Annotated in this window: 22 protein-coding genes; 13 read left to right on the top strand and 9 right to left on the bottom strand. The window is 58.2% G+C overall.

Going from position 1 to position 22545, the window contains the following annotated elements; all coding sequences use genetic code 11:
* Positions 1-283 precede the first annotated feature (283 nt).
* Positions 284-1948, top strand: coding sequence for an energy-dependent translational throttle protein EttA (gene ettA, locus L9059_RS20405; RefSeq protein WP_247292730.1), 1665 nt, complete (start codon positions 284-286; stop codon positions 1946-1948).
* Positions 1949-2320: 372 nt separating this feature from the next.
* Positions 2321-3658, top strand: coding sequence for an NADP-specific glutamate dehydrogenase (gene gdhA, locus L9059_RS20410; protein ID WP_247292731.1), 1338 nt, complete (start codon positions 2321-2323; stop codon positions 3656-3658).
* On the opposite strand, the gene L9059_RS20415 is transcribed toward gdhA, so the two are convergent.
* The 4 genes from L9059_RS20415 to L9059_RS20430 all read right to left on the bottom strand — a co-directional run bounded on the left by L9059_RS20415 (position 3655) and on the right by L9059_RS20430 (position 7125).
* Positions 3655-4149, bottom strand: a complete 495-nt coding sequence (locus tag L9059_RS20415; RefSeq protein WP_247292732.1) for a GreA/GreB family elongation factor — start codon at positions 4147-4149, stop codon at positions 3655-3657. The two genes, gdhA and L9059_RS20415, sit on opposite strands and share 4 nt — an antisense overlap.
* Before the next feature lie 70 nt (positions 4150-4219).
* A complete protein-coding gene (locus tag L9059_RS20420) occupies positions 4220-4576 on the bottom strand; it encodes a hypothetical protein (RefSeq protein ID WP_247292733.1) in 357 nt (118 codons plus the stop codon).
* A gap of 113 nt (positions 4577-4689) precedes the next feature.
* Positions 4690-6543 carry an Lnb N-terminal periplasmic domain-containing protein gene (locus tag L9059_RS20425; protein ID WP_247292734.1) on the bottom strand — a complete coding sequence of 618 codons (1854 nt, stop codon included), beginning with the start codon at positions 6541-6543 and terminating at the stop codon, positions 4690-4692.
* Positions 6544-6636: 93 nt separating this feature from the next.
* Positions 6637-7125, bottom strand: coding sequence for a DUF3015 domain-containing protein (locus L9059_RS20430; RefSeq protein ID WP_247292735.1), 489 nt, complete (start codon positions 7123-7125; stop codon positions 6637-6639).
* Between the two features lie 274 nt (positions 7126-7399).
* On the opposite strand from L9059_RS20430, the gene L9059_RS20435 reads away from it, so the two are divergent.
* Together L9059_RS20435 and L9059_RS20440 are read left to right on the top strand one after the other, a co-directional pair.
* On the top strand, positions 7400-9838 hold the full coding sequence (locus L9059_RS20435; protein WP_247292736.1) for a Lon protease family protein: 2439 nt from the start codon (positions 7400-7402) through the stop codon (positions 9836-9838).
* 305 nt (positions 9839-10143) lie between these two features.
* The gene (locus L9059_RS20440; RefSeq protein WP_247292737.1) at positions 10144-10485 is read left to right on the top strand and encodes a PA4575 family protein; all 342 of its coding nucleotides are present in this window, start codon (positions 10144-10146) and stop codon (positions 10483-10485) included.
* Here L9059_RS20440 and L9059_RS20445 read toward each other — a convergent pair.
* Entirely contained in the window at positions 10479-12320 is a 1842-nt protein-coding gene (locus L9059_RS20445; RefSeq protein ID WP_247292738.1) for a hypothetical protein, read from the bottom strand. The genes L9059_RS20440 and L9059_RS20445 overlap by 7 nt on opposite strands.
* Before the next feature lie 159 nt (positions 12321-12479).
* On the opposite strand from L9059_RS20445, the gene L9059_RS20450 reads away from it, so the two are divergent.
* The 3 genes from L9059_RS20450 to bamJ all read left to right on the top strand — a co-directional run bounded on the left by L9059_RS20450 (position 12480) and on the right by bamJ (position 14248).
* A complete protein-coding gene (locus L9059_RS20450; protein WP_247292739.1) occupies positions 12480-12968 on the top strand; it encodes a TIGR00645 family protein in 489 nt (162 codons plus the stop codon).
* A 229-nt stretch (positions 12969-13197) separates the two neighbouring features.
* Complete coding sequence (locus tag L9059_RS20455; protein ID WP_247292740.1) at positions 13198-13509, top strand: DUF6482 family protein; 312 nt, start codon at positions 13198-13200, stop codon at positions 13507-13509.
* 121 nt (positions 13510-13630) lie between these two features.
* Positions 13631-14248, top strand: a complete 618-nt coding sequence (gene bamJ / locus L9059_RS20460) for a BamJ family beta-barrel-assembly machinery protein (protein ID WP_247292741.1) — start codon at positions 13631-13633, stop codon at positions 14246-14248.
* A gap of 129 nt (positions 14249-14377) precedes the next feature.
* Here the strand turns inward: bamJ and L9059_RS20465 are convergent, their stop codons facing one another.
* From L9059_RS20465 to L9059_RS20475, 3 genes are all read right to left on the bottom strand, one after another.
* Positions 14378-14635 carry a PA4570 family protein gene (locus L9059_RS20465; RefSeq protein ID WP_247292742.1) on the bottom strand — a complete coding sequence of 86 codons (258 nt, stop codon included), beginning with the start codon at positions 14633-14635 and terminating at the stop codon, positions 14378-14380.
* A 185-nt stretch (positions 14636-14820) separates the two neighbouring features.
* The gene (locus L9059_RS20470) at positions 14821-15162 is read right to left on the bottom strand and encodes a zinc ribbon domain-containing protein YjdM (protein WP_247292743.1); all 342 of its coding nucleotides are present in this window, start codon (positions 15160-15162) and stop codon (positions 14821-14823) included.
* A 133-nt stretch (positions 15163-15295) separates the two neighbouring features.
* Positions 15296-16264 carry a polyprenyl synthetase family protein gene (locus L9059_RS20475; protein WP_247292744.1) on the bottom strand — a complete coding sequence of 323 codons (969 nt, stop codon included), beginning with the start codon at positions 16262-16264 and terminating at the stop codon, positions 15296-15298.
* A gap of 240 nt (positions 16265-16504) precedes the next feature.
* On the opposite strand from L9059_RS20475, the gene rplU reads away from it, so the two are divergent.
* From rplU to L9059_RS20500, 5 genes are all read left to right on the top strand, one after another.
* Complete coding sequence (gene rplU / locus L9059_RS20480; RefSeq protein WP_003176051.1) at positions 16505-16819, top strand: 50S ribosomal protein L21; 315 nt, start codon at positions 16505-16507, stop codon at positions 16817-16819.
* A 34-nt stretch (positions 16820-16853) separates the two neighbouring features.
* Complete coding sequence (rpmA, locus tag L9059_RS20485) at positions 16854-17129, top strand: 50S ribosomal protein L27 (RefSeq protein WP_046048788.1); 276 nt, start codon at positions 16854-16856, stop codon at positions 17127-17129.
* Between the two features lie 195 nt (positions 17130-17324).
* Positions 17325-18548 (top strand): Obg family GTPase CgtA, encoded by a 1224-nt coding sequence (gene cgtA / locus L9059_RS20490; protein WP_247292745.1) that lies wholly within the window; start codon positions 17325-17327, stop codon positions 18546-18548.
* A gap of 123 nt (positions 18549-18671) precedes the next feature.
* Entirely contained in the window at positions 18672-19790 is a 1119-nt protein-coding gene (gene proB, locus L9059_RS20495; RefSeq protein WP_247292767.1) for a glutamate 5-kinase, read from the top strand.
* A gap of 12 nt (positions 19791-19802) precedes the next feature.
* Positions 19803-20267 (top strand): CreA family protein, encoded by a 465-nt coding sequence (locus tag L9059_RS20500; RefSeq protein WP_247292746.1) that lies wholly within the window; start codon positions 19803-19805, stop codon positions 20265-20267.
* A 170-nt stretch (positions 20268-20437) separates the two neighbouring features.
* Here L9059_RS20500 and rpsT read toward each other — a convergent pair whose 3' ends face one another.
* Positions 20438-20716 carry a 30S ribosomal protein S20 gene (gene rpsT / locus L9059_RS20510; RefSeq protein WP_008154937.1) on the bottom strand — a complete coding sequence of 93 codons (279 nt, stop codon included), beginning with the start codon at positions 20714-20716 and terminating at the stop codon, positions 20438-20440.
* Positions 20717-20968: 252 nt separating this feature from the next.
* Here rpsT and murJ point away from each other — a divergent pair, with 252 nt between their 5' ends.
* Positions 20969-22507, top strand: a complete 1539-nt coding sequence (gene murJ, locus L9059_RS20515; RefSeq protein WP_247292747.1) for a murein biosynthesis integral membrane protein MurJ — start codon at positions 20969-20971, stop codon at positions 22505-22507.
* Positions 22508-22545 lie beyond the last annotated feature (38 nt).

Here is a 22545-nt window from a genome sequence, read left to right on the forward strand (position 1 = left end):
GTAATCCTGCGGTTGGGCTGGACTGGCGCGACGCGCACTATAAGCCGGACGCCCGGAGGGCGGCTAGCATGCCTTGAGTTGTGGCAAAGTGCCAGTCCCGCTCGGCTGGACTGCCACCCATCATTAAGGTAGCTTTACCGGTTACGTGGGAGCGTTCCAGCTCCTAGAATCAGACTTTCTTCAGCGCGCACGCATTGGTCCCTATCAAGCGGTCAGCGCGCACGGTCTGGCCGGGCCTCGCCCGCGCTCCAATCACTCATCTGTCACTGACCCAAGGTTCTCCATGGCTCAATACGTCTTCACCATGCATCGGCTGGGAAAAGTTGTTCCGCCGAAGCGGGAAATCCTGAAAAACATTTCGCTGTCTTTTTTTCCGGGCGCCAAGATCGGCGTACTGGGCCTCAACGGTTCGGGTAAGTCCACGCTGCTGAAAATCATGGCTGGCGTCGATACCGAATTCGAGGGCGAAGCCCGGCCGATGCCGGAATTGAACATCGGCTACCTGCCGCAGGAACCGATTCTGGATCCGACCAAGACCGTGCGTGAAGTAGTCGAGGAAGCGGTCAGCGTGATCAAGAACGCCCAGGCTCGCCTGGACGAGGTCTACGCCGCTTACGCGGAGGAAGATGCCGACTTCGACAAACTGGCCGCCGAACAAGCCAAGCTTGAGGCGATCCTGCAGGCCAGCGACGGTCACAACCTGGAGCGTCAACTGGAAGTGGCGGCCGATGCGCTGCGTTTGCCAGCCTGGGACGCCAAGGTCGAATTCCTCTCAGGTGGTGAAAAACGACGTGTGGCCCTGTGCCGCCTGCTGTTGTCTGCCCCGGACATGTTGCTGCTGGACGAACCGACCAACCACCTGGACGCCGATTCTGTCGCCTGGCTGGAGCACTTCCTCCATGACTTCCCAGGCACCGTGGTAGCGATCACGCACGACCGGTACTTCCTGGACAACGTGGCGGGCTGGATCCTCGAGCTCGACCGCGGCGCAGGAATTCCGTACGAAGGCAATTATTCCGGTTGGCTCGAAGCCAAGTCCGACCGTCTGGCGGCAGAGTCCAAGCAGCAGTCGGCGCATGAAAAAGCCATGAAGGAAGAACTGGAGTGGGTGCGCAAAGGCGCCAAGGCCCGCCAGTCCAAATCCAAGGCTCGTCTGCAACGCTTCGAAGAAATGCAGTCGCAGGAATTCCAGAAACGCAGCGAAACCAACGAGATCTACATCCCGGCCGGTCCGCGCCTGGGTGACAAGGTTATCGAATTCAAGAACGTCAGCAAGGGCTACGGCGATCGCGTGCTGATCGACAACCTGTCGTTCTCCATGCCTAAAGGCGCCATCGTTGGCGTGATCGGCGGCAACGGCGCGGGTAAGTCCACGTTGTTCCGTATGTTGATGGGTAAGGAAGCTCCGGATTCGGGCTCCATCGAAGTGGGTGAAACCGTGCAGCTTGCCTGCGTAGACCAGAGCCGTGAGGACCTGGATGGCAGCAAGACTGTCTTCCAGCAAATTTCCGACGGCTCCGACCAGATCCGCATCGGTAACTACGAGATTCCGTCGCGTACCTACGTCGGTCGCTTCAACTTCAAGGGCGGCGATCAGCAGAAGTTCGTCAAGGACTTGTCCGGTGGTGAGCGCGGTCGCTTGCACCTGGCACTGACCCTGAAAGAGGGCGGCAACGTCCTTCTGCTCGACGAACCGTCCAACGACCTCGACGTTGAAACCCTGCGTTCCCTGGAAGAAGCCTTGCTGGACTTCCCGGGCGCCGCCATTGTGATCTCTCACGATCGGTGGTTCCTTGACCGCGTCGCGACGCACATCCTGGCGTACGAAGACGACTCGCAAGCGGTGTTCTTCGAAGGTAACTACACCGAATACGAAGCCGATCGCAAAAAGCGTCTCGGCGAAGCGGCTGCCCAGCCGCATCGTGTGCGGCACAAGAAACTGGCCTGATTCGGGGTTGGTTGCATGAAAGAACGGAGCCTTCAGGCTCCGTTTTTTTTTGCTCTGTTTTTCAGGGATACCGAGTGGAATTCATCGCCGGCAGGCCAGCTCCCACAAAGTTCTGTGCAGGCAATAAATCTCGATTCACCACCCATCCCCTGTGGGAGCTAGCCTGCTAGCGATGGTGGTGTAACTGTTGGTGCATTACGTCGAGTCGATCTCCCTATTCAGGTGCAAAATCGACCGAAAAACAGACTTATTTATATCCTGTGCACCATTTAATTTCATAAAGGCGACATGTCGCGCTGTTCCTGTGCGCGATTCGTTTGTTAAAGTCCGGCTCAATCTCTCCAACGACAATAAATTTGCCGAGACTTTTCCATGATCGAATCCGTTGAATCCTTCCTTTCCCGCCTGAAAAAACGTGACCCCGACCAGCCTGAGTTTCATCAGGCCGTTGAAGAAGTCTTGCGCAGCCTCTGGCCGTTTCTGGAAGCCAATCCCCACTACCTGACTTCCGGCATTCTGGAGCGCATCTGTGAGCCGGAGCGGGCGGTGGTGTTTCGTGTGTCCTGGGTTGACGATCACGGCAAGGTGCAGGTCAATCGCGGCTTCCGCATCCAAATGAACAGTGCCATCGGTCCGTATAAGGGCGGTCTGCGCTTCCATCCGTCGGTGAACCTGGGTGTACTGAAGTTCCTCGCGTTCGAACAGACTTTCAAGAATTCCCTGACCTCGTTGCCCATGGGCGGCGGCAAGGGTGGGTCGGACTTCGACCCCAAAGGCAAAAGCGATGCTGAAGTGATGCGCTTCTGCCAGTCCTTCATGAGCGAACTGTACCGGCACATCGGCGCAGACGTGGACGTGCCGGCCGGCGATATCGGCGTCGGTGCCCGGGAGATTGGGTTCCTGTTCGGTCAATACAAGCGCCTGAGCAACCAGTTCACCAGCGTGTTGACCGGCAAGGGACCGAGCTACGGAGGCAGCCTGATCCGTCCGGAGGCCACCGGTTTCGGCTGTGTCTACTTCGCCGAGGAAATGCTCAAGCGCAAAGGCCAAACCGTCGAAGGCAAGCGCGTGGCAATCTCGGGCTCTGGCAACGTGGCGCAGTACGCGGCACGCAAGGTCATGGACCTTGGCGGTCGAGTAGTCTCTCTGTCGGATTCCGAAGGCACGCTGTACTGCGAAGCCGGTTTGACTGAAGAGCAATGGCTGGCGGTACTGGAGCTGAAAAACCTCCAGCGCGGGCGAATCAGCGAGTTGGCTGCGCGCTTCGGCCTGGAGTTCCGCGCCGGGCACAACCCATGGGATCTGGCATGTGACATCGCACTGCCTTGCGCAACGCAGAATGAACTTGATGCCGAGGCCGCCCGCGCACTGCTGCGCAATGGCTGCGTCTGCGTGGCTGAAGGCGCCAACATGCCGACCACGCTGGAAGCCGTGGATTTGTTCATCGAGGCAGGCATTCTGTTCGCTCCGGGCAAGGCGTCCAACGCTGGCGGTGTCGCGGTGAGCGGGTTGGAAATGTCGCAGAACGCCATGCGCCTGCTGTGGACCGGCGGCGAGGTGGACAGCAAGCTGCACGCAATCATGCAGTCGATCCACCACGCCTGCGTGCACTACGGCGAGGAGAATGGCCGGATCAATTACGTCAAAGGCGCGAATATCGCCGGCTTCGTCAAAGTCGCCGATGCCATGCTCGCCCAGGGCGTGGTTTAAGCCGGGCCGATGCGGATGATCTCGATCAGTTGATCGCCGGCCGGACGTTGCCACAGTACCTCTTCCCCGAGTTGCGCCCCAAGCAGCGCCCGGCCCAGCGGCGAGCCCCAGTTTATAAGGCCCGCCGGTGCATCAGCCTGATCCTCGCCCACCAGCTGGACAGTCTGTTCGGCGTTGTGCTCGTCGGCGAACGTCACCCGACTGCCAATCTGCACCTTGTGCGTCGAACTCGCAGGTGTTACCACCTGGGCGCTGAGCAGGCGCTGGTTGAAGTAGCGTAAATCCCGTTCGAGATCCGCCTGGCGCTGCTTGTCTGCCTGTTCTCCTCTGGCCGACTGGGCGCTGAGCTGCTGTTGCAGTTCGCCAACCTTGGCTTGCAGTTGGGTCAGTCCGGTGGGTGTGACGTAATTGGGCTGCGCGCTGACCTGCCGTTCGACAGGCTGATCGGCTTGCGCGGCGGCATTATCTTCATTGACGAAGGCGCGGCTCATGGTTTTCTCCCGTTATAGGGTTTGGGCCATGGTCGCAGTCATTTAGTTTCGACGGATGCCCGTGGGCGACTCATTGCGAGCGATAGGCGCGCGCTGCATCCCGGTCTTTCTGCTGTTGCCAGGCTTTGTCGCGATCATCCCAATGGTGACTGCGATAGTCTGCGCGATCCTGATTTTCCAGCATCGCCTGGCATTGGCGAAAGCCATCGCTCCAGCCTTCTGCGTAGTGCGGGTCCTTGAGGTATCTCGGAACGTTCTTGCGAAACTCTCCGGTGATCGCCCCCGCAGCCTGTCGGCCACTACTGCAGCCGTCGTCAAATCCATCAGCGAAAGCGGGGGGATAGCCCTTGGCGATCAGGTCTTCGTGGGTCGACTGGCAACCCGTGATCAGCAGCACAACACTCAATGCACTCACACAACGCCACATCTAGGACTCCCGGGCCGTGATACGGCCAATGATGGAAGTCTAGGTGTGGGTTCGTGAGCCAGGTGTGAAAGAAAGATCAAAAGATCGCGGCCCTTTGGGCGCAAGGTTGGGGCTCAGTAGTGATACCACTTCATTTCAAGCATCACTTCATTCTCAGGCGAAGCCATGTGGCTGAACTCCCGCTGCGCACTCAGGCGCAGGCCCAGGTTGCGCGACAACTCCCACTGCTGATTCAAACTCACACTGCGCCGCACCTCACCATTGGTGAAAAAATCACCCTTGGTTTCCAGGCTGAAATTACCCAGGGGGTTCTTCCACAGCAACCCGGTATTAAAACCGGCAGCCGGGGCAACAAATTCGGCGAAGTCATTGTTGTGCTCCACACGCACGGTGCCCATGACATACCCGAGCATATCTTCGCTCAATTGCCAGGTACCACCGCCGCCGCCATTGACATGACTGACCAGGTTCTCGTCATCGTGCTTGCCGGGCACGCGCTCCAGGCCGCCGGTGACTTGCCAGGACAACGGTTGCAGCAGCTCGTTACGCGGCGTGAGGGAGCGAATCGTCGCCAGATCCAGCTGCTGGAACTGCCAGCGATTGCCTTCGTACTGGCGCAATTTCATCTGCAGGATTTCGATCTGCGCACCGAGCGGGAAGCTTTGGGCATTGTCGTTGAGGTCGTGGTAGGCCATGCGCAAACCGTACTCGGCAAACGCTTCATCACCTCGCGTGCCGATGCCGGCCTGCCAGGTGCGTGACTCGTGGCCGTCCTCGGGCAAGCCCGGTCGCGGGATATCGAGCGCCGGCGCCGGATTCTGGTTGATCGCCCGCAGCAGTTCAAAACTGCGTTGGGAGCGCTCGGGATCGCGTTCTTGGCCGTTGGCGCGGTAGCGTTCCAGGCGATACGCGGCGTCGATGATCAGCGCCTGTCGATCCCGGGGTTGCGCCTTGAACTCCGCAGTCTCCAGCTGCTTCTGGTCGGCGCTGACCTTCAGCACCCATTGCTGTTCCTCATCGGTCAACGGCTCGGCACGGCTGAGCAGCTCACGCTCCCGGGACGGACGATATTCGATGGACTCCACCAGGCCCGCCTCTTTCACCGCCTTGACCGTGTCGGTCGGAATCGCCGTGAGGGGAAATTGTTCGGTCAGGCGCAGGCTTGGGCGAGCCACTTGCAGCAGTTCAAGCAAGCGGTAAGAGCAGTTTTCGTCGAAGAAGAAATAGTCGAACTGGATCTGCTTCAGCTCCCAAACGTGCTCGACCATGCGCGCGGTTTCCGCCTGGGTCAGGTTCAGCCGGTATTCCCACAGGTCGCGGTTTTCCAGGCTGCGGTATTCAGAGAGTTTTTCCTGGTAGGGCACCAGCGCGAACAGCCCCGGATAGCCGCCCATGAGTCCTTTCCAGGCGTAAAGGATGCTGTTGTCGGAACCTTCGATGTAGGCGCCGAAGTTGATCGCATAACTGAGCAGTGAGGTCTTGTCGCTCTGCACTCCAGCCTGGTCAATGCGCAACAGGGTGTGACCGAACATCGATGATGGGCTGTTCAGATAAGCAGCCGGAAAGATCATCACCGCGCTGTGGGGCGAGACGTCCTTGAACCACTGCTTGAATTGCGCGCATTGAAGCGCCGGTAAATCCGTCAGGTTCAGTTGCGCCTTGAGCCAACGCGTGCGTGCCGGGTAAACGCATTGCGCGTGTTGCTCGCCTGCGCTTTGCGGAGCGTACAAGGCCTGCACGGTGGCAGCCAGTTCGCGGTCCGGATGTTCGTTGCCGTCCGGCGCCAGGAAAAACTTCTGGTCACTCACATAGCTGCGCCAGCCACCGAGCTTGCCGGTTTCGTAGTGGCCCAGGGAGATCCAGAAGGGGTCATTAGCCAGTTGCTGCAAACGTTGAGAATCGATGTTTGGCGCGGCGGATAGCGGGGCGCAGACACAGAGCGCCAACCAGGCAAGGCGTTTGAGCATAGTGGGCAACTTAATGGAAATAAACAAAGACCCAAGGGGGCGCAGGTCCAAAAAATAAAACCCGCTCCAAAAGAGGAGCGGGTGGGGTCGAGCTTATGCTTGAGTGGCGTATTTGGCCAGGCGAGCGTCGTGCTTGATAACGGACAGGGTATTGGTATGCACGTCTTCAGCGGTTACGTCAGCTTTGCTGAAGATCTGTTGGAAGTGCTCGTGGGTAACCGCTGCGAAGTGCTCGCGATCCTCCGGCGCCACGCCCAGTACCACGGCGTAGGTCGTCAGCGCTTCGCCGTTGCCTTTAGCCATGTCTTCGGACAACTCGTTCATCATGCCATTCATGGCCAGCCAGGATTTGCCGCCATAGGTCAGCGACGCATTAGTCGAGCAACCGTTGGTGCCCGATGTCATACCGAACGTTGCGTTACCGGAAGTACCGTTGGTGGTGGATGCCAGGAAGTGAGCCGGGGTGCCACGCTGACCTTCGAACAGCATGTTGCCCCAACCGCAATCCGGACCGCCTGGCGCCTGAGCCATGGCGTTGATGGATACAGCGGTGAAGAGAGTACCGAGAAGAATCCGTTTCATAGCTTTGTTCTCTTTATGTGCATACCAATGGACAGGGTCTGGCCCGATCTGGCGCCAGTGGGCCGGTTATTGTTCCAGCCGCGCAATTTGGAGTTTAGGCAGGTTCCAAGGGTTCCGTTATTTTTTGCAAAACATTCGTCAAAAACATTGATTTAGACCCGGCCAGCCTGGAGATGGCAGTTTGACTATGCTTTGGCTGAAGGCGCGCCTTGCAAGTGGGGTGGGGGCAGCGCCAGAATGCCGCTATCTGCCCCGCCTGATGTAAGGAAGCCCGATGCCTGATCCTGTTGCTGCCAGCTTGCGTCTAGCGCCTGAAGCGCTGACCCGTCCGTTTTCCGCTGAACAGTTCAGCTTCTCTACCACCAATGATCTGGAGCCCTTTCGCGGTGTGCTCGGCCAGGAACGTGCGGTCGAAGCCTTGCAGTTCGGCGTGGCCATGCCACGCCCCGGTTACAACGTTTTCGTCATGGGTGAGCCCGGCACTGGTCGGTTCTCGTTCGTAAAACGCTACCTGAAAGCCGAAGGCAAACGCCTGCAGACCCCGGCAGACTGGGTCTATGTCAACAATTTCGACGAACCGCGCGAACCCCGCGCCTTGGAACTTCCGTCGGGAACCGGCAGTGCGTTTATCGGCGATATCAACACCTTGATCGACAATCTGGTAGCGACGTTCCCTGCGGTGTTTGAACACCCGTCCTACCAGCAAAAGAAAAGTGCCATCGACCGTGCCTTCAACCAGCGCTACGACAAGGCGCTGGATATCATTGAACGCCTGGCGCTGGAGAAGGACGTCGCGCTGTATCGCGATGCCAGCAACATTGCGTTCACCCCGATGGGCGATGGCAAGGCCTTGGATGAAGCGGAGTTTGCCCAACTGCCGGAAGCCGATCGCGAGCGTTTTCACGACGACATTTCCGGCCTGGAAGAGCGGCTCAACGAAGAACTCGCCAGCCTGCCGCAATGGAAGCGTGAGTCGAGCAATCAGTTGCGCCACCTTAATGAAGAAACCATCACCCTGGCCTTGCAGCCATTGCTGTCACCGCTGTCGGAAAAGTATGCCGAGAACGGGGCGGTCTGCGGTTACTTGCAAGCGATGCAGGTTTACCTGCTGAAGACTGTCGTTGAGCAATTGGTCGACGACAGTAAAATCGACGCTGTTGCCCGCAAGATGCTGGAAGAGCAATACGCGCCGAGCCTGGTGGTCGGTCATTCGGCCAGCGGCGGTGCACCGGTGGTGTTCGAACCGCACCCGACGTATGAAAACCTGTTCGGGCGGATCGAGTACAGCACTGATCAGGGCGCGCTCTACACGACTTATCGGCAGTTGCGTCCCGGTGCACTGCACCGCGCCAACGGCGGTTTCCTCATCCTTGAAGCGGAAAAAATGCTCAGCGAGCCATTCGTGTGGGATGCGCTCAAGCGTGCCCTGCAGTCACGCAAGCTGAAGATGGAATCGCCACTGGGTGAGTTGGGCCGCCTGACCACCGTGACGTTGACCCCGCAACACATCCCGCTGCAGGTCAAGGTCGTCATCATCGGGGCCCGGCAGCTTTACTACACGCTGCAGGATCTCGATCCGGACTTCCAGGAGATGTTCCGCGTTCTGGTGGACTTCGACGAAGACATTCCGATGGTCGACGAAAGCCTGGAACAGTTCGCCCAACTGCTGAAAACCCGGACATCGGAAGAGGGAATGGCGCCATTGACCGCTGATGCGGTGGCGCGTCTGGCGACCTATAGCGCGCGCCTGGCCGAACACCAGGGGCGCCTGTCGGCGCGGATTGGCGATCTGTTCCAACTGGTCAGCGAGGCGGATTTCATTCGTCACCTGGCGGCGGATGAAATGACCGACGCCGGGCATATCGAACGAGCCCTCAAGGCCAAGGCCACCCGTACCGGACGAGTATCGGCACGGATCCTCGATGACATGCTGGCCGGCATTATCCTGATCGACACCGATGGTGCGGCCGTGGGCAAGTGCAACGGGCTGACAGTGCTGGAAGTCGGCGATTCGGCCTTCGGTGTGCCGGCGCGGATTTCTGCCACGGTCTACCCGGGTGGGAGCGGTATCGTCGACATCGAGCGCGAGGTCAACCTGGGCCAGCCGATTCACTCCAAGGGCGTGATGATCCTCACGGGTTATCTCGGCAGCCGCTACGCCCAGGAATTCCCGCTGGCGATATCCGCGAGCATCGCGCTTGAGCAATCCTACGGTTACGTGGACGGTGACAGCGCATCGTTGGGCGAAGCTTGTACGCTGATTTCGGCCTTGTCGAAAACACCGCTCAAGCAGTGCTTTGCGATCACCGGTTCGATCAATCAGTTCGGTGAAGTACAGGCGGTGGGTGGGGTTAACGAGAAAATCGAAGGCTTCTTCCGCCTCTGTGAGGCCCGTGGCCTGACGGGTGAGCAAGGCGCGATCATTCCGCACGCCAACGTTGCCACGTTGATGCTGGACGAGAAGGTCCTGGCGGCGGTACGCGCCGGGCAGTTCCATGTCTACGCGGTGCGCCAGGCCGACGAGGCTCTGAGCCTGCTGGTTGGCGAGCCGGCGGGTGCGCCGGACGAGAATGGCGAGTTCCCTGAAGGCAGCGTCAATGCCAGGGTAGTGGAGCGCCTGCGGGTGATTGCGGAAATGATCAGCGAAGAGGATCTGAAGGAGGCCGAGAAGGAAGCTGCGCAGGAAGCATTGGTGGAGGCCAAACCGGCCTGAGGTTTCACTGTTCCCTGTGGGAGTGAGCCTGCTCGCGATTACGCTGTGTCATTCAACAGATAGGTTGGCTGATACACCGCCATCGCGAGCAGGCTAGCTCCCACATCTTTTTCCGATTCGGATATTCAAAGTGCCATCGCTCTGGCGCCAATATTCACACAATGACCATTCGGCGCCTTGTGGTTCTACTTGGCATGCTAACCAGACTTTTCTTCTATTCTCAGCTCAAGGATATCGACAGTATCACTGGATCGAAACAGTCTTCTGATGGGGGCTGAATACCGGATCTAACGAGGGTCGCCGCCATGTCGCGCAACCTCTGTCTCACCCGACAATGCCTGGGCCTTGTGACCCGTATCGAATGCGCCGTCCGCCCCCTGGCAGGTGACAAGGGCATGTGGACCTTGCTGTTTGCCGCCGGAATGGCCGGCGAACAACCTTCTGCCATCAAGGCACAAGGACCTTTTCATGGGCCATTCGTGGCTGAATCAATCCTCGATACTATTGTTGAAAGCCTGACCTTGCACGGCTATGAATTGGCCGATGACCCGCAAATATGGTGCCTGCACCTGCAAGCCCAACTGCGGGAAATTAATGGGGGGCGTTCGCGTAACCTCGCAGGCTTCGAGTTTCGGCCAGATCACTGATCGCGCTTTTGATCAAGGCTGGAGGTGTCAGCCTTGTCGAGCTTGACCTCGAAACCATATTGCACGGTGGTGAGATCGATCCGCTGATAGGTTTCCAGGCGGGTAGGTCGGCCATAGAAGTAGTGCACGCCCGTCAATGCGGGGCCTTCCGGGCTCGCATCGTGACTGACCGAAAGAATCTCCTTCAGATAATTACCGCTGTCGTCCTTGGCGTAGAAACGCCAGTCCTGCTCCGCAAATTCCTTCAGGTCGACCAGCAGGGTATTTCCCTTGAGTTCAAGGCCCTTGGGCAGTTGATGGGCGTCCAGGGTTTTCTTTTCGATGCTGGCCAGGAACAGTGGGATTGAACCCACGGCGTAGGCGGGCGTCTCCGGGAACAGATTCAGGTCATAGGTGATGGTGCCGCGCAGAGGATCGACCTGGAACGCCTCGGGTGGCAGTTCGATCGGCTCGTCCCGTTTGCCATTGGCGTCTTCGGTGAAGAAACTGACCGGGCTTTCTCCAGGGTTGAATGAGCTGCCCAGCAGTTCGTCGTTGAAACTTCTCCTGTGGTCAAACTCGATCTGCGCAGCGCTCGGGTCATCGACCGACTGGCGAATGCTCACGCTCTTCTTCAGTTGTTCCTCACCCAGGGTCGCGCCCTTGAGCCAGTTCGCAGCCTGATCGTCGTACACCACCACTGGCAGCTCCAGGGGCTGGATTGTTTTTTTCGTGGTGTGCGGGTCGAAGCGGCGCACCGGCAAGTCCAGATCCTTGCGGGTCACTGTGGCGGTGGAGAAATCCAGCACGCTGACTTCCAGGGTGTTGATCGGCCCGTTGAAATAGACCTTCGAGTAATGCCGGGTTTGCTGCTTTTCAAACGCCCTTTGATCAGCGTCGAGTTGTTTCTCGAAGGCCTCGCTCCAGGTCTTCTGCTGTTGCATCAGGGCCAGTTGTTTTTGATAAAAGGCAATCTGTGCGGCTGTCTCGTTGATTGAGCCAGAACGCAAGAGAAATTGCCCGGTGCTGTCTTTCGCCTGGACGATCAACGGATTCAGTGGCGTGTCAGCCACCTCGGGAGCCACAGTGGCACTATTGCTGAATTCGATTTCAGCGTAATTGTTTTCAAGCTTCAATAGCTTGACGCTGAGGTTGTCGTTGCTGCGAGTCTGGCCCACGTCCTTTTTTGTCAGATCGAAGCTGTACAGCCGCCGCGGCACGATAACCTCCATCTTGCCCTGCAGGCTTGCGGGTTGAGGCTGGTGCTTGTTGTCGACGGCAAGGCCATCAATAAAGGGGTAGGTTACGGTCAGGTCATCGGGATTGGTCAGGTTGGAGCTCGAGGGGCTCAACTGGATACCGGGATCGGTTTCCGACCATTCCGGCTGGAACGGGATGACGCGTTTGTTGCTCAGTGTCACCGATAGCCATTCCACTCCATGGGGGAACACAAAGGCGTCCGGAATGTTGAAGCTGAAGGGGAACACCGGCTGCAGATCGGTCAGATAGTCGGAACTGGAGTCTTTGTGCAGCACGAACAGGCCGTTGATGTAAGTGTCGACCAGCGCTTGGGGCGTAGGGTAATGCTTGAGCACGGCGAGCGCGTCGTTGCCGTATTCGGTTTCCACCGGTTTGCTGTCGAGTTTGAGTTGTGCGCGTTCGAGCAGTAACAGCGAGCCACCGAGTTCGGCGACGGCATCCTTGAGTTTGGGATCTTCGATAGCGTCCAGGGACTTTTCGAGTTGAGCCGTTTTCTCTTCTAGGCTGACTTGGCCTTTTTCATCGCTGGGTGAGCAGGCGCTCAGCAGTAAAGCCAAGCAAATTCCAGCGCTCGTCAAAGGCAATCGCACATCCATTTTCCCGTCTTCCTATCCGATGTCGCTGAGCTGTCGATTGTTTCGACACTAGCAGAAAAAACTTGTCACACATGCGCAGGTTATGGGTTTCCCAAGTGTTTCTGGGTGTAACAGCGGGCTGGTATACTCGCGGCCATTTAAGCCCAGGTATGAGATTTAATGGAACGCTTTATCGAAAATGCAATGTACGCCTCGCGCTGGCTACTGGCCCCGATCTACTTTGGCTTGTCGTTGGGATTGTTGGCTTTGGGGCTGAAATTCTTTCAGGAAGTTTTCCACGTCATTCCCAGCGTCTTCTCCATGGCCGAATCGGATGTGATCCTGGTGCTGCTGTCGCTGATCGACATGGCGCTGGTGGGTGGCCTGCTGGTGATGGTGATGATATCCGGCTACGAGAACTTCGTTTCCCAGTTGGACATCGACGACGATAAAGAGAAGCTCAACTGGCTGGGCACCATGGACTCGTCTTCGCTGAAGATGAAAGTGGCAGCGTCGATCGTGGCCATTTCCTCGATCCACCTGCTGCGGATCTTCATGGACGCCAAGAACGTCGATCCCGAGCACCTGAAGTGGTACGTGATCATTCACATGACGTTCGTGGTGTCGGCTTTCGCCATGGGCTATCTCGACAAGCTCACCAAGCACTGATCGCAACCCCCTGTAGGCGCGAGCTCGTTCCGGGCGGCGTTCCGACGAAAGACTCAAAGACATCGCGTCTATCCTGAATGCACGCGTTATCGTTGACGTTCTTCGCGAGCAAACTCGCTCCAGTCTCCGGCGGTGAACCGGACGGGCGGTGCTGGTTATGGCTTGTGCTTTGAAGCGACGAAGCCTATGCCTTTAAAGGTCCTGGCCCGCCAAAGTTCGAGGTGCGTTAATGAACCTGCAAGAGCTCAATGCCTTTGCCATCGCCCACAAGGTCGATGAGCTGAACCTGATTTCGCTTGAAGGCGGAATCTACCTGCTGGAGGCGCGCATGCACGGCGCTGCCTATCCCTTGAGTGATGCCCGCGGCAACGTGCTTCATCTGCGCTCGGTCGAGCATGCGCGTGAAGTGCTGCATGCCTTTCCCACCTTGCCATTCAACCTGGTGCACACCTCGGTGCATGACGAAATGTGCGGGCTGGGCGCTAGTGCCGAGGAGAGCCTGAAGGTGCCGATCGCCTTCCGTTCTGTATGGCAGGGCTGAGGGCTCTAATCAACCGATTGGCAACTGTGCTAGTCTGCTGGCCCTTTTGGTTCCGGGCGCTCCGGGACGCGCTGTGTACGCACGGCATGTTCCGGAGCTGCCCGCACAGCGGAGCAGTGTCATGTCCGAAGTAAATCTGTCCACCGACGAAACCCGCGTCAGCTACGGTATCGGCCGTCAGCTGGGCGACCAGTTGCGCGACAACCCGCCACCGGGCGTTAGCCTGGATGCGATCCTCGCTGGTCTGACCGATGCCTTCTCTGGCAAGGAAAGCCGTGTAGGTCAGGAAGAAATGTCCGCCAGCTTCAAGGTCATTCGCGAAATCATGCAAGCCGAAGCAGCTGCCAAGGCTGAAGCCGCAGCAGGTGAAGGCCTGGCTTTCCTGGCTGAAAACGCCAAGCGTGACGGCATCACCACCCTGGCTTCCGGCCTGCAATTCGAAGTGCTGACCCAGGGTGAAGGCGCCAAGCCGACCCGTGAAGATCAAGTGCGTACTCACTACCACGGCACCTTGATCGACGGCACTGTGTTCGACAGCTCCTACGAGCGCGGCGAGCCTGCAGAATTCCCGGTTGGCGGCGTGATCGCTGGCTGGACCGAAGCCCTGCAACTGATGAACGCTGGCAGCAAGTGGCGCCTGTATGTGCCGAGTGAATTGGCCTACGGCGCTCAAGGCGTTGGCAGCATTGCGCCGCACAGCGTACTGGTGTTCGACGTCGAGTTGCTCGACGTTCTGTAAGCCTTTGCGTTTGCTCTGTAGGAGCGAGCTTGCTCGCGAAAAACTCAAGGACACCGCGCTCATTCAGAATGCCCGCGTTATCGTTGACGTCCATCGCGAGCCTGCTCGCTCCTGCAGGCTTAGTGACGCTCATATCTCTATCGGGTGCTGCAGTTCATGCGCAGGGCGCAATGCCCGGGCGTAGCAGAACAGAAACAGGTTACGCACCAACTCCTTGAGAACCAACGGTTCGCTGGAACTCAGGCCGTTGACGTCCAGATCCCCTTGTTCCTGGAGTTCGTTCAGGGCTTCTTCTTCAAGCACCGCACAGACTTCTCCGGTTTCCCGATGCAGGATCCTGAGGTAAGGGTGTGGCCGGTCAAGCCAGGCATCGATCAAATAAGTCATCAATATCATCTCCATTGATTTGGGGTTCAATGAGAATAATTCTTATTATCGAAATAGCAAGGACCTATTGGGGGTCTGCTCTTTTTTCCGGGTAGAGATTGCGTAAGGTCAAAACAACGGGCGCTGTCTATCGCGCGGGGGAGGGGCGCCATCCGGCGCAGAGCGCAGGATGGGCTACAGCTGGATCAGACTTTTCTGACGAACTCGGATTTGAGTTTCATCGGGCCAATGCCATCGATCTTGCAATCGATATCGTGGTCGCCATCGCACAGGCGGATGTTCTTGACCTTGGTGCCGACCTTTACCACCAGCGAAGTGCCCTTGACCTTGAGGTCCTTGATTACGGTGATGGTATCGCCGTCCTGCAGGACATTGCCGACCGAATCTTTCTTCGCGGTGTCATCGGCCGCCACTTCGGTTTCGCCGCCAGTCGTCCACTCGTGGGCGCACTCGGGGCAGATCAGCTGCGCGCCGTCTTCGTAGGTGTATTCGGAATTGCATTTTGGGCAGGGTGGCAACGTGCTCACTAGGGCTCCTTGGATTGAGGATCGCTGTAGGCGCGAGCTTGCTCGCGATGGACGTCAACGATAACGCGTTTATCTTGGATAAACGCGGTGCCCTTGAATTCTTCGCGAGCAAGCTCGCTCCTACAGGGGTGGATCAATGGGTGCGGGCTACCGCGAACTCACTCAGTTCGATCAACGCATCGCGGTATTCGCTGGCTGGCAGCGCGTCGAGGCATTTGATTGCGCGGGCTACATAGTCCCGTGCCAGTTGCGCCGTGTACTCCAGCGAGCCTGAGGCCTCCACTGCTTCGCGGATGCTTTCCAGGTCTTCGATGCCGCCTTTCTGAATCGCTTTACGCACCAGGGCTGCCTGTTCCGGTGTACCTTCACGCATGGTGAAGATCAGCGGCAGCGTCGGCTTGCCTTCAGCCAGGTCGTCGCCGACGTTCTTGCCCAGGGTCTCGGCATCGCCTTTGTAATCGAGCAGGTCGTCGACCAGTTGGAAGGCAACCCCAAGGTGATCACCAAATGTACGCAGGGCCTCGCTCTGCTCCGGTGTCGCGCCCGCCAGTGCCGCGGCACTGTGGGTCGAGGCTTCGAAGAGCATGGCGGTCTTGCCGCGGATGACTTCCATGTAGGTTTCTTCGGTGGTGCTGGCGTCGCGGACTTTCGACAGCTGCAACACTTCGCCTTCGGCAATGATGCGGGTCGCTTGCGAAAGGATTTTCATCACTGGCATGGAGCCCAGTTCGACCATCATTTCGAAGGAGCGCGAATACAGGAAGTCGCCAACCAGCACGCTCGGAGCATTGCCCCACATGGCGTTGGCGGTCGAGCGGCCACGGCGCATGCCGGACATGTCGACCACGTCGTCATGCAGCAGGGTGGCGGTGTGCAGGAACTCGATGGTCGCGGCCAACAGGCGCATGTCATCGCCTTCGCGGCCGAGGGCCTTGCCACACAGCAACACTAATAAAGGACGCAGGCGTTTACCGCCGGCCGAGGTAATGTAATCGCCGATTTTCGATACCAGCGGCACTCGGGAAGTCAGCTGCTTCTTGATGATGCCGTCGACGGCGCTAAAATCGTCCGCCACCGCGCGGTAGAAAGCTTGGGGTTGCATCAGCGACAGTCGCTCCAGAAGGGTTGCGCGGCATGCTAGGACCCACGTCCGGACCTGTCAAGGCGCGATGGACGGCCCCTTGCAACACTCCGGCAGCTTGCGTACAATCGCGCACCCTGAACTTCCTGGGCAGCACCTGCCTTACGCAATTGCAATCGGGCCTTCCAGCCCTATGCAGCCATGCCAGCCAATACCTCTTCTTATAAAGAGCTGGGTGAGCAGGATTATCGGAGAAATACCATGTCGTACGCAGTAATTGTTACTGGTGGCAAGCAATACAAGGTCGCCCCAGGTGAATACCTGAAGATCGAAAAACTGGAAATCGCTACCGGCGAATCCGTTACTTTTGATCGCGTTCTGTTGGTCGCCAATGGCGATGACGTGAACATCGGCGCTCCAGTTGTTGCCGGCGCTACCGTTGTGGCTGAAGTGATCTCCCAAGGTCGTCACGATAAAGTCCGCATCATCAAGTTCCGTCGTCGTAAGCACCACATGAAGCGTATGGGCCACCGCCAGTGGTACACCGAGATCAAAATCACCGGTATTCAGGCTTAATTTCAGCCTAATTCCTCACTAGGAGAATTGACTCATGGCACACAAAAAAGCTGGTGGTAGTACCCGTAACGGTCGCGACTCAGAAGCCAAACGCCTTGGCGTGAAGATGTATGGCGGCCAGGTTATCATTCCGGGCAACATCATCGTGCGTCAGCGCGGCACCCAATTCCACGCCGGTTACGGTGTTGGCATGGGTAAAGATCACACCCTGTTCGCGAAAATCGACGGCGTGATCAAGTTTGAAGTAAAAGGCGCTTTCAACCGCCGTTACGTGAGCATTGTCCCGAAGACTGCAGTCGTCGCGGCATAATTACGTAGTTGCTGGAAAAGCCCTGTCTCGCGACGGGGCTTTTTCGTTTGTGGGGTGAGTCTCTTGCAAAGCTGTTTGTGATGGGCTCCAGCGCTGGATTCTGCGGTCGTTGATTGAGGTCGCTGCGCTCATTTTTGCAAGAGTCTTATGTCTTAGTGTTTTTCGGCTCGTCCGTATGACGAGAGGCGTTTTGTTATGAAGTTTGTTGATGAAGTATCGATTCGAGTAAAGGCCGGCGACGGCGGCAACGGTTGCATGAGCTTTCGTCGCGAAAAGTTCATTGAAAACGGTGGCCCGAACGGCGGTGACGGTGGTGATGGCGGCTCGGTCTACATGGTTGCCGACGAAAACCTCAACACCTTGGTGGACTACCGTTACACCCGTCATTTCGATGCCGAGCGTGGCTCCAACGGTGGCAGCACCGACTGCACCGGCAAGAAAGGTGAAGAGCTGGTTCTGCGCGTTCCGGTTGGCACGACGGTTATTGACTCGGCTACCCAGGAAGTGATCGGCGACCTGACCAAGGCTGGTCAGAAACTGCTGGTGGCTCATGGTGGCTGGCACGGTCTGGGTAACACCCGTTTCAAATCCAGTACCAACCGTGCTCCGCGCCAGACCACGCCGGGCAAGCCGGGTGAGGCGCGTGATCTGAAGCTGGAAATGAAGGTGTTGGCTGACGTGGGCCTGCTTGGGCTGCCGAATGCTGGCAAAAGTACCTTCATTCGTTCGGTTTCGGCCGCCAAGCCGAAAGTTGCCGACTACCCGTTCACCACGTTGGTGCCGAACCTGGGTGTGGTCAGTGTCGATCGCTGGAAGAGCTTCGTGGTTGCGGATATTCCAGGCCTGATCGAAGGTGCTTCCGACGGCGCAGGCCTGGGGATTCGCTTCCTCAAGCACTTGTCGCGTACCCGTCTGCTGTTGCATCTCGTGGACATGGCGCCGCTGGATGACGCCAGTGCCCCGGATGCTGCAGAAGTGATCGTCAGCGAGCTGACCAAGTTCAGCCCGTCCCTGGCTGAGCGTGATCGTTGGTTGGTGCTGAACAAGTGCGACCAGATCCTGGAAGAAGAGCACGAAGAGCGCGTCAAGGAGATCGTTGATCGCCTGGAATGGACCGGTCCGGTCTACGTGATCTCGGCCATCTCCAAGCTCGGTACCGAGCGCCTGTGCCACGACATCATGCGTTACATGGAGGATCGTGCCGATCGCCTGGCGAATGACCCTGCTTACAAGGAAGAGCTGGCTGAGCTCGATCAGCGCATCGAAGACGAGGCCCGTGCTCAGCTGCAGGCCCTGGACGACCAGCGTGCCCTGCGTCGCAGCGGCGTGAAATCGGTCCATGACATCGGTGACGATGATTGGGACGAAGAAGACGTGGATGACGAAGACGGTCCGGAAATCATTTACGTGCGTGACTGATCTGTTGCTATAAACTTAAACGCCGCTCAATCGAGCGGCGTTTTAGTATCTGGAAATCGGTAGTCACGAATAACGTCATGGGCAGCGCTGGGTCGCGCTGTCCTCAAGCTAAGGTTGAAGATGATGCGGAGCAAGGTGACAGGTGCGCAGCGTTGGGTCGTGAAGATCGGCAGCGCTTTGCTGACGGCGGATGGCAAGGGTCTGGATCGTGCGGCGATGGGTGTCTGGGTCGAGCAGATGGTGGCTTTGCATGAAGCCGGCGTCGAGCTGGTGCTGGTGTCCTCCGGGGCGGTAGCGGCGGGGATGAGTCGCTTGGGCTGGAGCGTACGACCCAGTGCCATGCATGAGCTCCAGGCGGCGGCTGCTATCGGCCAGATGGGGCTGGTGCAGGCGTGGGAGTCGAGCTTTGCCGAGCATGGCAGGCATACCGCGCAGATTCTCCTGACCCACGATGACCTGTCCGACCGCAAGCGCTACCTGAACGCCCGCAGTACATTGCGTGCATTGGTTGAGCTGAAAGTCATCCCTGTGATCAATGAAAACGACACCGTGGTCACTGATGAGATCCGTTTCGGCGACAACGACACCCTGGCGGCGCTGGTGGCTAATCTGGTCGAGGCTGATCTGCTGGTGATCCTGACTGATCGCGACGGTATGTTCGACGCCGACCCGCGCAAAAATCCCGACGCCAACCTTATTTACGAAGCGCGCGCCGATGACCCGGCGCTGGATGCGGTCGCTGGTGGCACTGGCGGTGCCTTGGGTCGTGGCGGCATGCAGACCAAATTGCGAGCTGCGCGGCTGGCAGCGCGCTCTGGTGCGCACACCATCATCGTTGGTGGGCGCATTGATCGCGTGCTGGATCGTCTCAAGGCGGGTGAGCGCATCGGCACGCTGTTGTCGCCTGAGCGCGGCATGTTGGCGGCGCGCAAGCAATGGCTGGCCGGGCATCTGCAAACCCGTGGCACGCTGGTGCTGGATGCTGGTGCGGTGGCTGCGCTGTCCCAGGGCAACAAGAGTTTGTTGCCGGTCGGGGTCAAGCTGGTCCAGGGCAGCTTCCGGCGTGGCGAAATGGTGGTGTGCGTGGCGCCGGACGGTCGTGAGATCGCTCGCGGCCTTGCGAACTACAGTGCGCTGGAAGCACAGAAAATCATTGGTCAGTCGTCTGAGGCGATTGTCGGTCTATTGGGTTATATGGCTGAGCCGGAACTGGTTCATCGCGATAACCTGATTCTGGTCTGAAGGAATATTTGAATGTGTGTGGCAAAAGGATTGTTGGGTCTGCTGTTGGCAGTGCCGCTGCTGGTTTCGGCCGAGGAGATTGGTCAGGTGTCGACGGTATTCAAGATCGTCGGTCCTAACGACCGCATCGTCGTCGAGGCGTTTGATGATCCGAAGGTCGAGGGTGTGACCTGCTACCTGTCTCGCGCCAAGACTGGCGGATTGAAAGGTGGGTTGGGGTTGGCGGAGGATCGCGCCGAGGCGTCTATCGCCTGCCGCCAGGTCGGGCCGATCAGCTTCAAGGGTGAGTTGAAGGATGGCGACGAGGTGTTCAAGGAGCGCACCTCGCTGGTGTTCAAGACCATGCAGGTGGTGCGGTTCCTCGACAAGAAGCGCAATACCCTGGTGTACCTGGTGTACAGCGATCGCTTCATCGAAGGCAGTCCGCAGAATGCGGTGACGGCGATCCCGATCCTGCCGTGGGCGCACACCCAATAACCTGGCGCAAATCCAAAATGTAGTAGCGAGCTTGCTCGCGAAAAACCAGAGTGCGCCGCGTTTCGTCAGGTGGCGCGCGTAATCGTTGGTGACCATCGCGAGCAGGCTTGCTCCTAAAAGCGGGCAATAAAAAACCGACCCTGAGGTCGGTTTTTCAACAAGCTTATCGCTTATGCGGCAACAGCAAGGTTCAGAGCCTTGACGTGACCGTTCAGGCGGCTCTTATGACGAGCAGCCTTGTTCTTGTGGATGATGCCTTTATCGGCCATACGGTCGATAACTGGCACGGCCAGAACGTAAGCAGCTTGAGCTTTTTCAGCGTCTTTTGCGTCGATGGCCTTAACTACATTCTTGATGTAGGTACGAACCATGGAACGCAGGCTGGCGTTGTGGCTGCGACGCTTCTCAGCCTGTTTTGCACGTTTTTTGGCGGAAGGTGTGTTGGCCACCGTCGAGCTCCTCGAAAGACTTTTTAGGAAATAGCAAACAAAATAGGCCGCGAATCATGCCGATGAGTTGATGTCTTGTCAAGGGCGGTTGAAACGTTCCGCTAAGTGGTAGGTATAAAGAGGCGGGATATTTATTTCCGGCGCTTGACCTGTAAACTCGCGAGCTTTGGCTCTGTGCTGCTGCGGCGCGGAGTATCGCATAAGTAGGCGCTTTGTTCGCCTGCTGTTTATCGACAGGCACAAACTCTTTCAATGAATCTGCTCAAATCGTTGGCCGCCGTCAGCTCTATCACCATGCTTTCCCGGGTTCTGGGGTTCGTTCGTGACACGCTGATCGCACGTACATTCGGCGCCGGAATGGCGACTGACGCCTTCTTTATCGCGTTCAAACTGCCCAATTTGCTGCGCCGGATCTTCGCCGAGGGTGCCTTTTCCCAGGCTTTCGTGCCGATTCTTGCCGAGTACAAGAGTCAGAAGGGCGAGGAGGCGACTCGCACGTTCATTGCCTACGTCTCGGGCCTGCTGACCCTGGTGCTGGCGCTCGTCACTGCTTTGGGCATGCTCGCCGCGCCTTGGGTTATCTGGGCCACGGCCCCCGGCTTCACCGACACCCCGGAAAAATTCGAGCTCACCTCCAGCCTGTTGCGGGTGACGTTTCCTTATATTCTGCTGATCTCCCTGTCCTCGCTGGCCGGGGCCATCCTCAATACCTACAACCGCTTCTCGGTGCCGGCTTTTGTGCCGACGCTGCTCAATGTCAGCATGATCATCTTCGCGGTGTTCCTCACGCCGTACTTCGATCCGCCGGTCATGGCGCTCGGCTGGGCAGTGCTGGTCGGTGGCCTGGCGCAGTTGCTGTATCAGCTGCCGCACCTGAAAAAGATCGGCATGCTGGTGCTGCCGCGCCTGAATCTGCGCGATACCGGCGTCTGGCGGGTGATGAAGCAGATGCTGCCGGCGATTCTGGGGGTGTCGGTGAGCCAGATTTCGCTGATCATCAACACCATCTTCGCCTCCTTCCTGGCGGCCGGTTCGGTGTCCTGGATGTACTACGCCGACCGCTTGATGGAATTGCCTTCCGGTGTGTTGGGCGTGGCGTTGGGCACGATTTTGCTGCCAACGCTGGCCAAGACTTATGCCAGCAAGGACCGCCAGGAGTATTCGCGGATTCTCGATTGGGGTCTGCGCCTGTGCTTCGTGCTGGTGCTGCCATGCTCCCTGGCGCTGGGAATTCTCGCTGAGCCGTTGACGGTGTCGTTGTTCCAATATGGCCAATTCACGGCGTTTGATGCGTCCATGACCCAGCGCGCCTTGATCGCCTATTCGGTCGGTTTAATGGGCATTATTGTGATCAAGGTGCTGGCCCCAGGCTTTTATGCGCAACAAAACATTCGTACTCCGGTAAAGATCGCGATTTTCACCCTGATCATCACGCAGTTGTTCAACCTGGTATTGATCGGCCCGCTGGCCCATGCCGGCCTGGCCCTGGCCATTAGTGCCGGTGCCTGCATCAACGCCGGCCTGCTGTTCTACCAGCTGCGCAAGCAGCAGATGTATCAGCCGCAACCTGGCTGGGGCAAATTCGGCCTGAAGCTGGTCGTTGCCGTCACGGTCATGTCAGCGGTATTGCTGGCGGGCATGCATTTCATGCCTGCGTGGGGGGAGGGGCACATGCTGGAGCGCTTCCTGCGTCTGGGGGCATTGGTCGCTGCCGGTGCCATCGCTTATTTCGGCATGTTGCTGCTGATGGGCTTCCGTTTGCGCGACTTCAACCGCAAGGCGCTCAGCTGAGGGCGCCACGGGATGAACATGGGCGAGCCGGTGTTTTG

This window comes from Pseudomonas violetae (genome assembly GCF_023072615.1).
Classification (GTDB): Bacteria; Pseudomonadota; Gammaproteobacteria; order Pseudomonadales; family Pseudomonadaceae; genus Aquipseudomonas; species Aquipseudomonas violetae.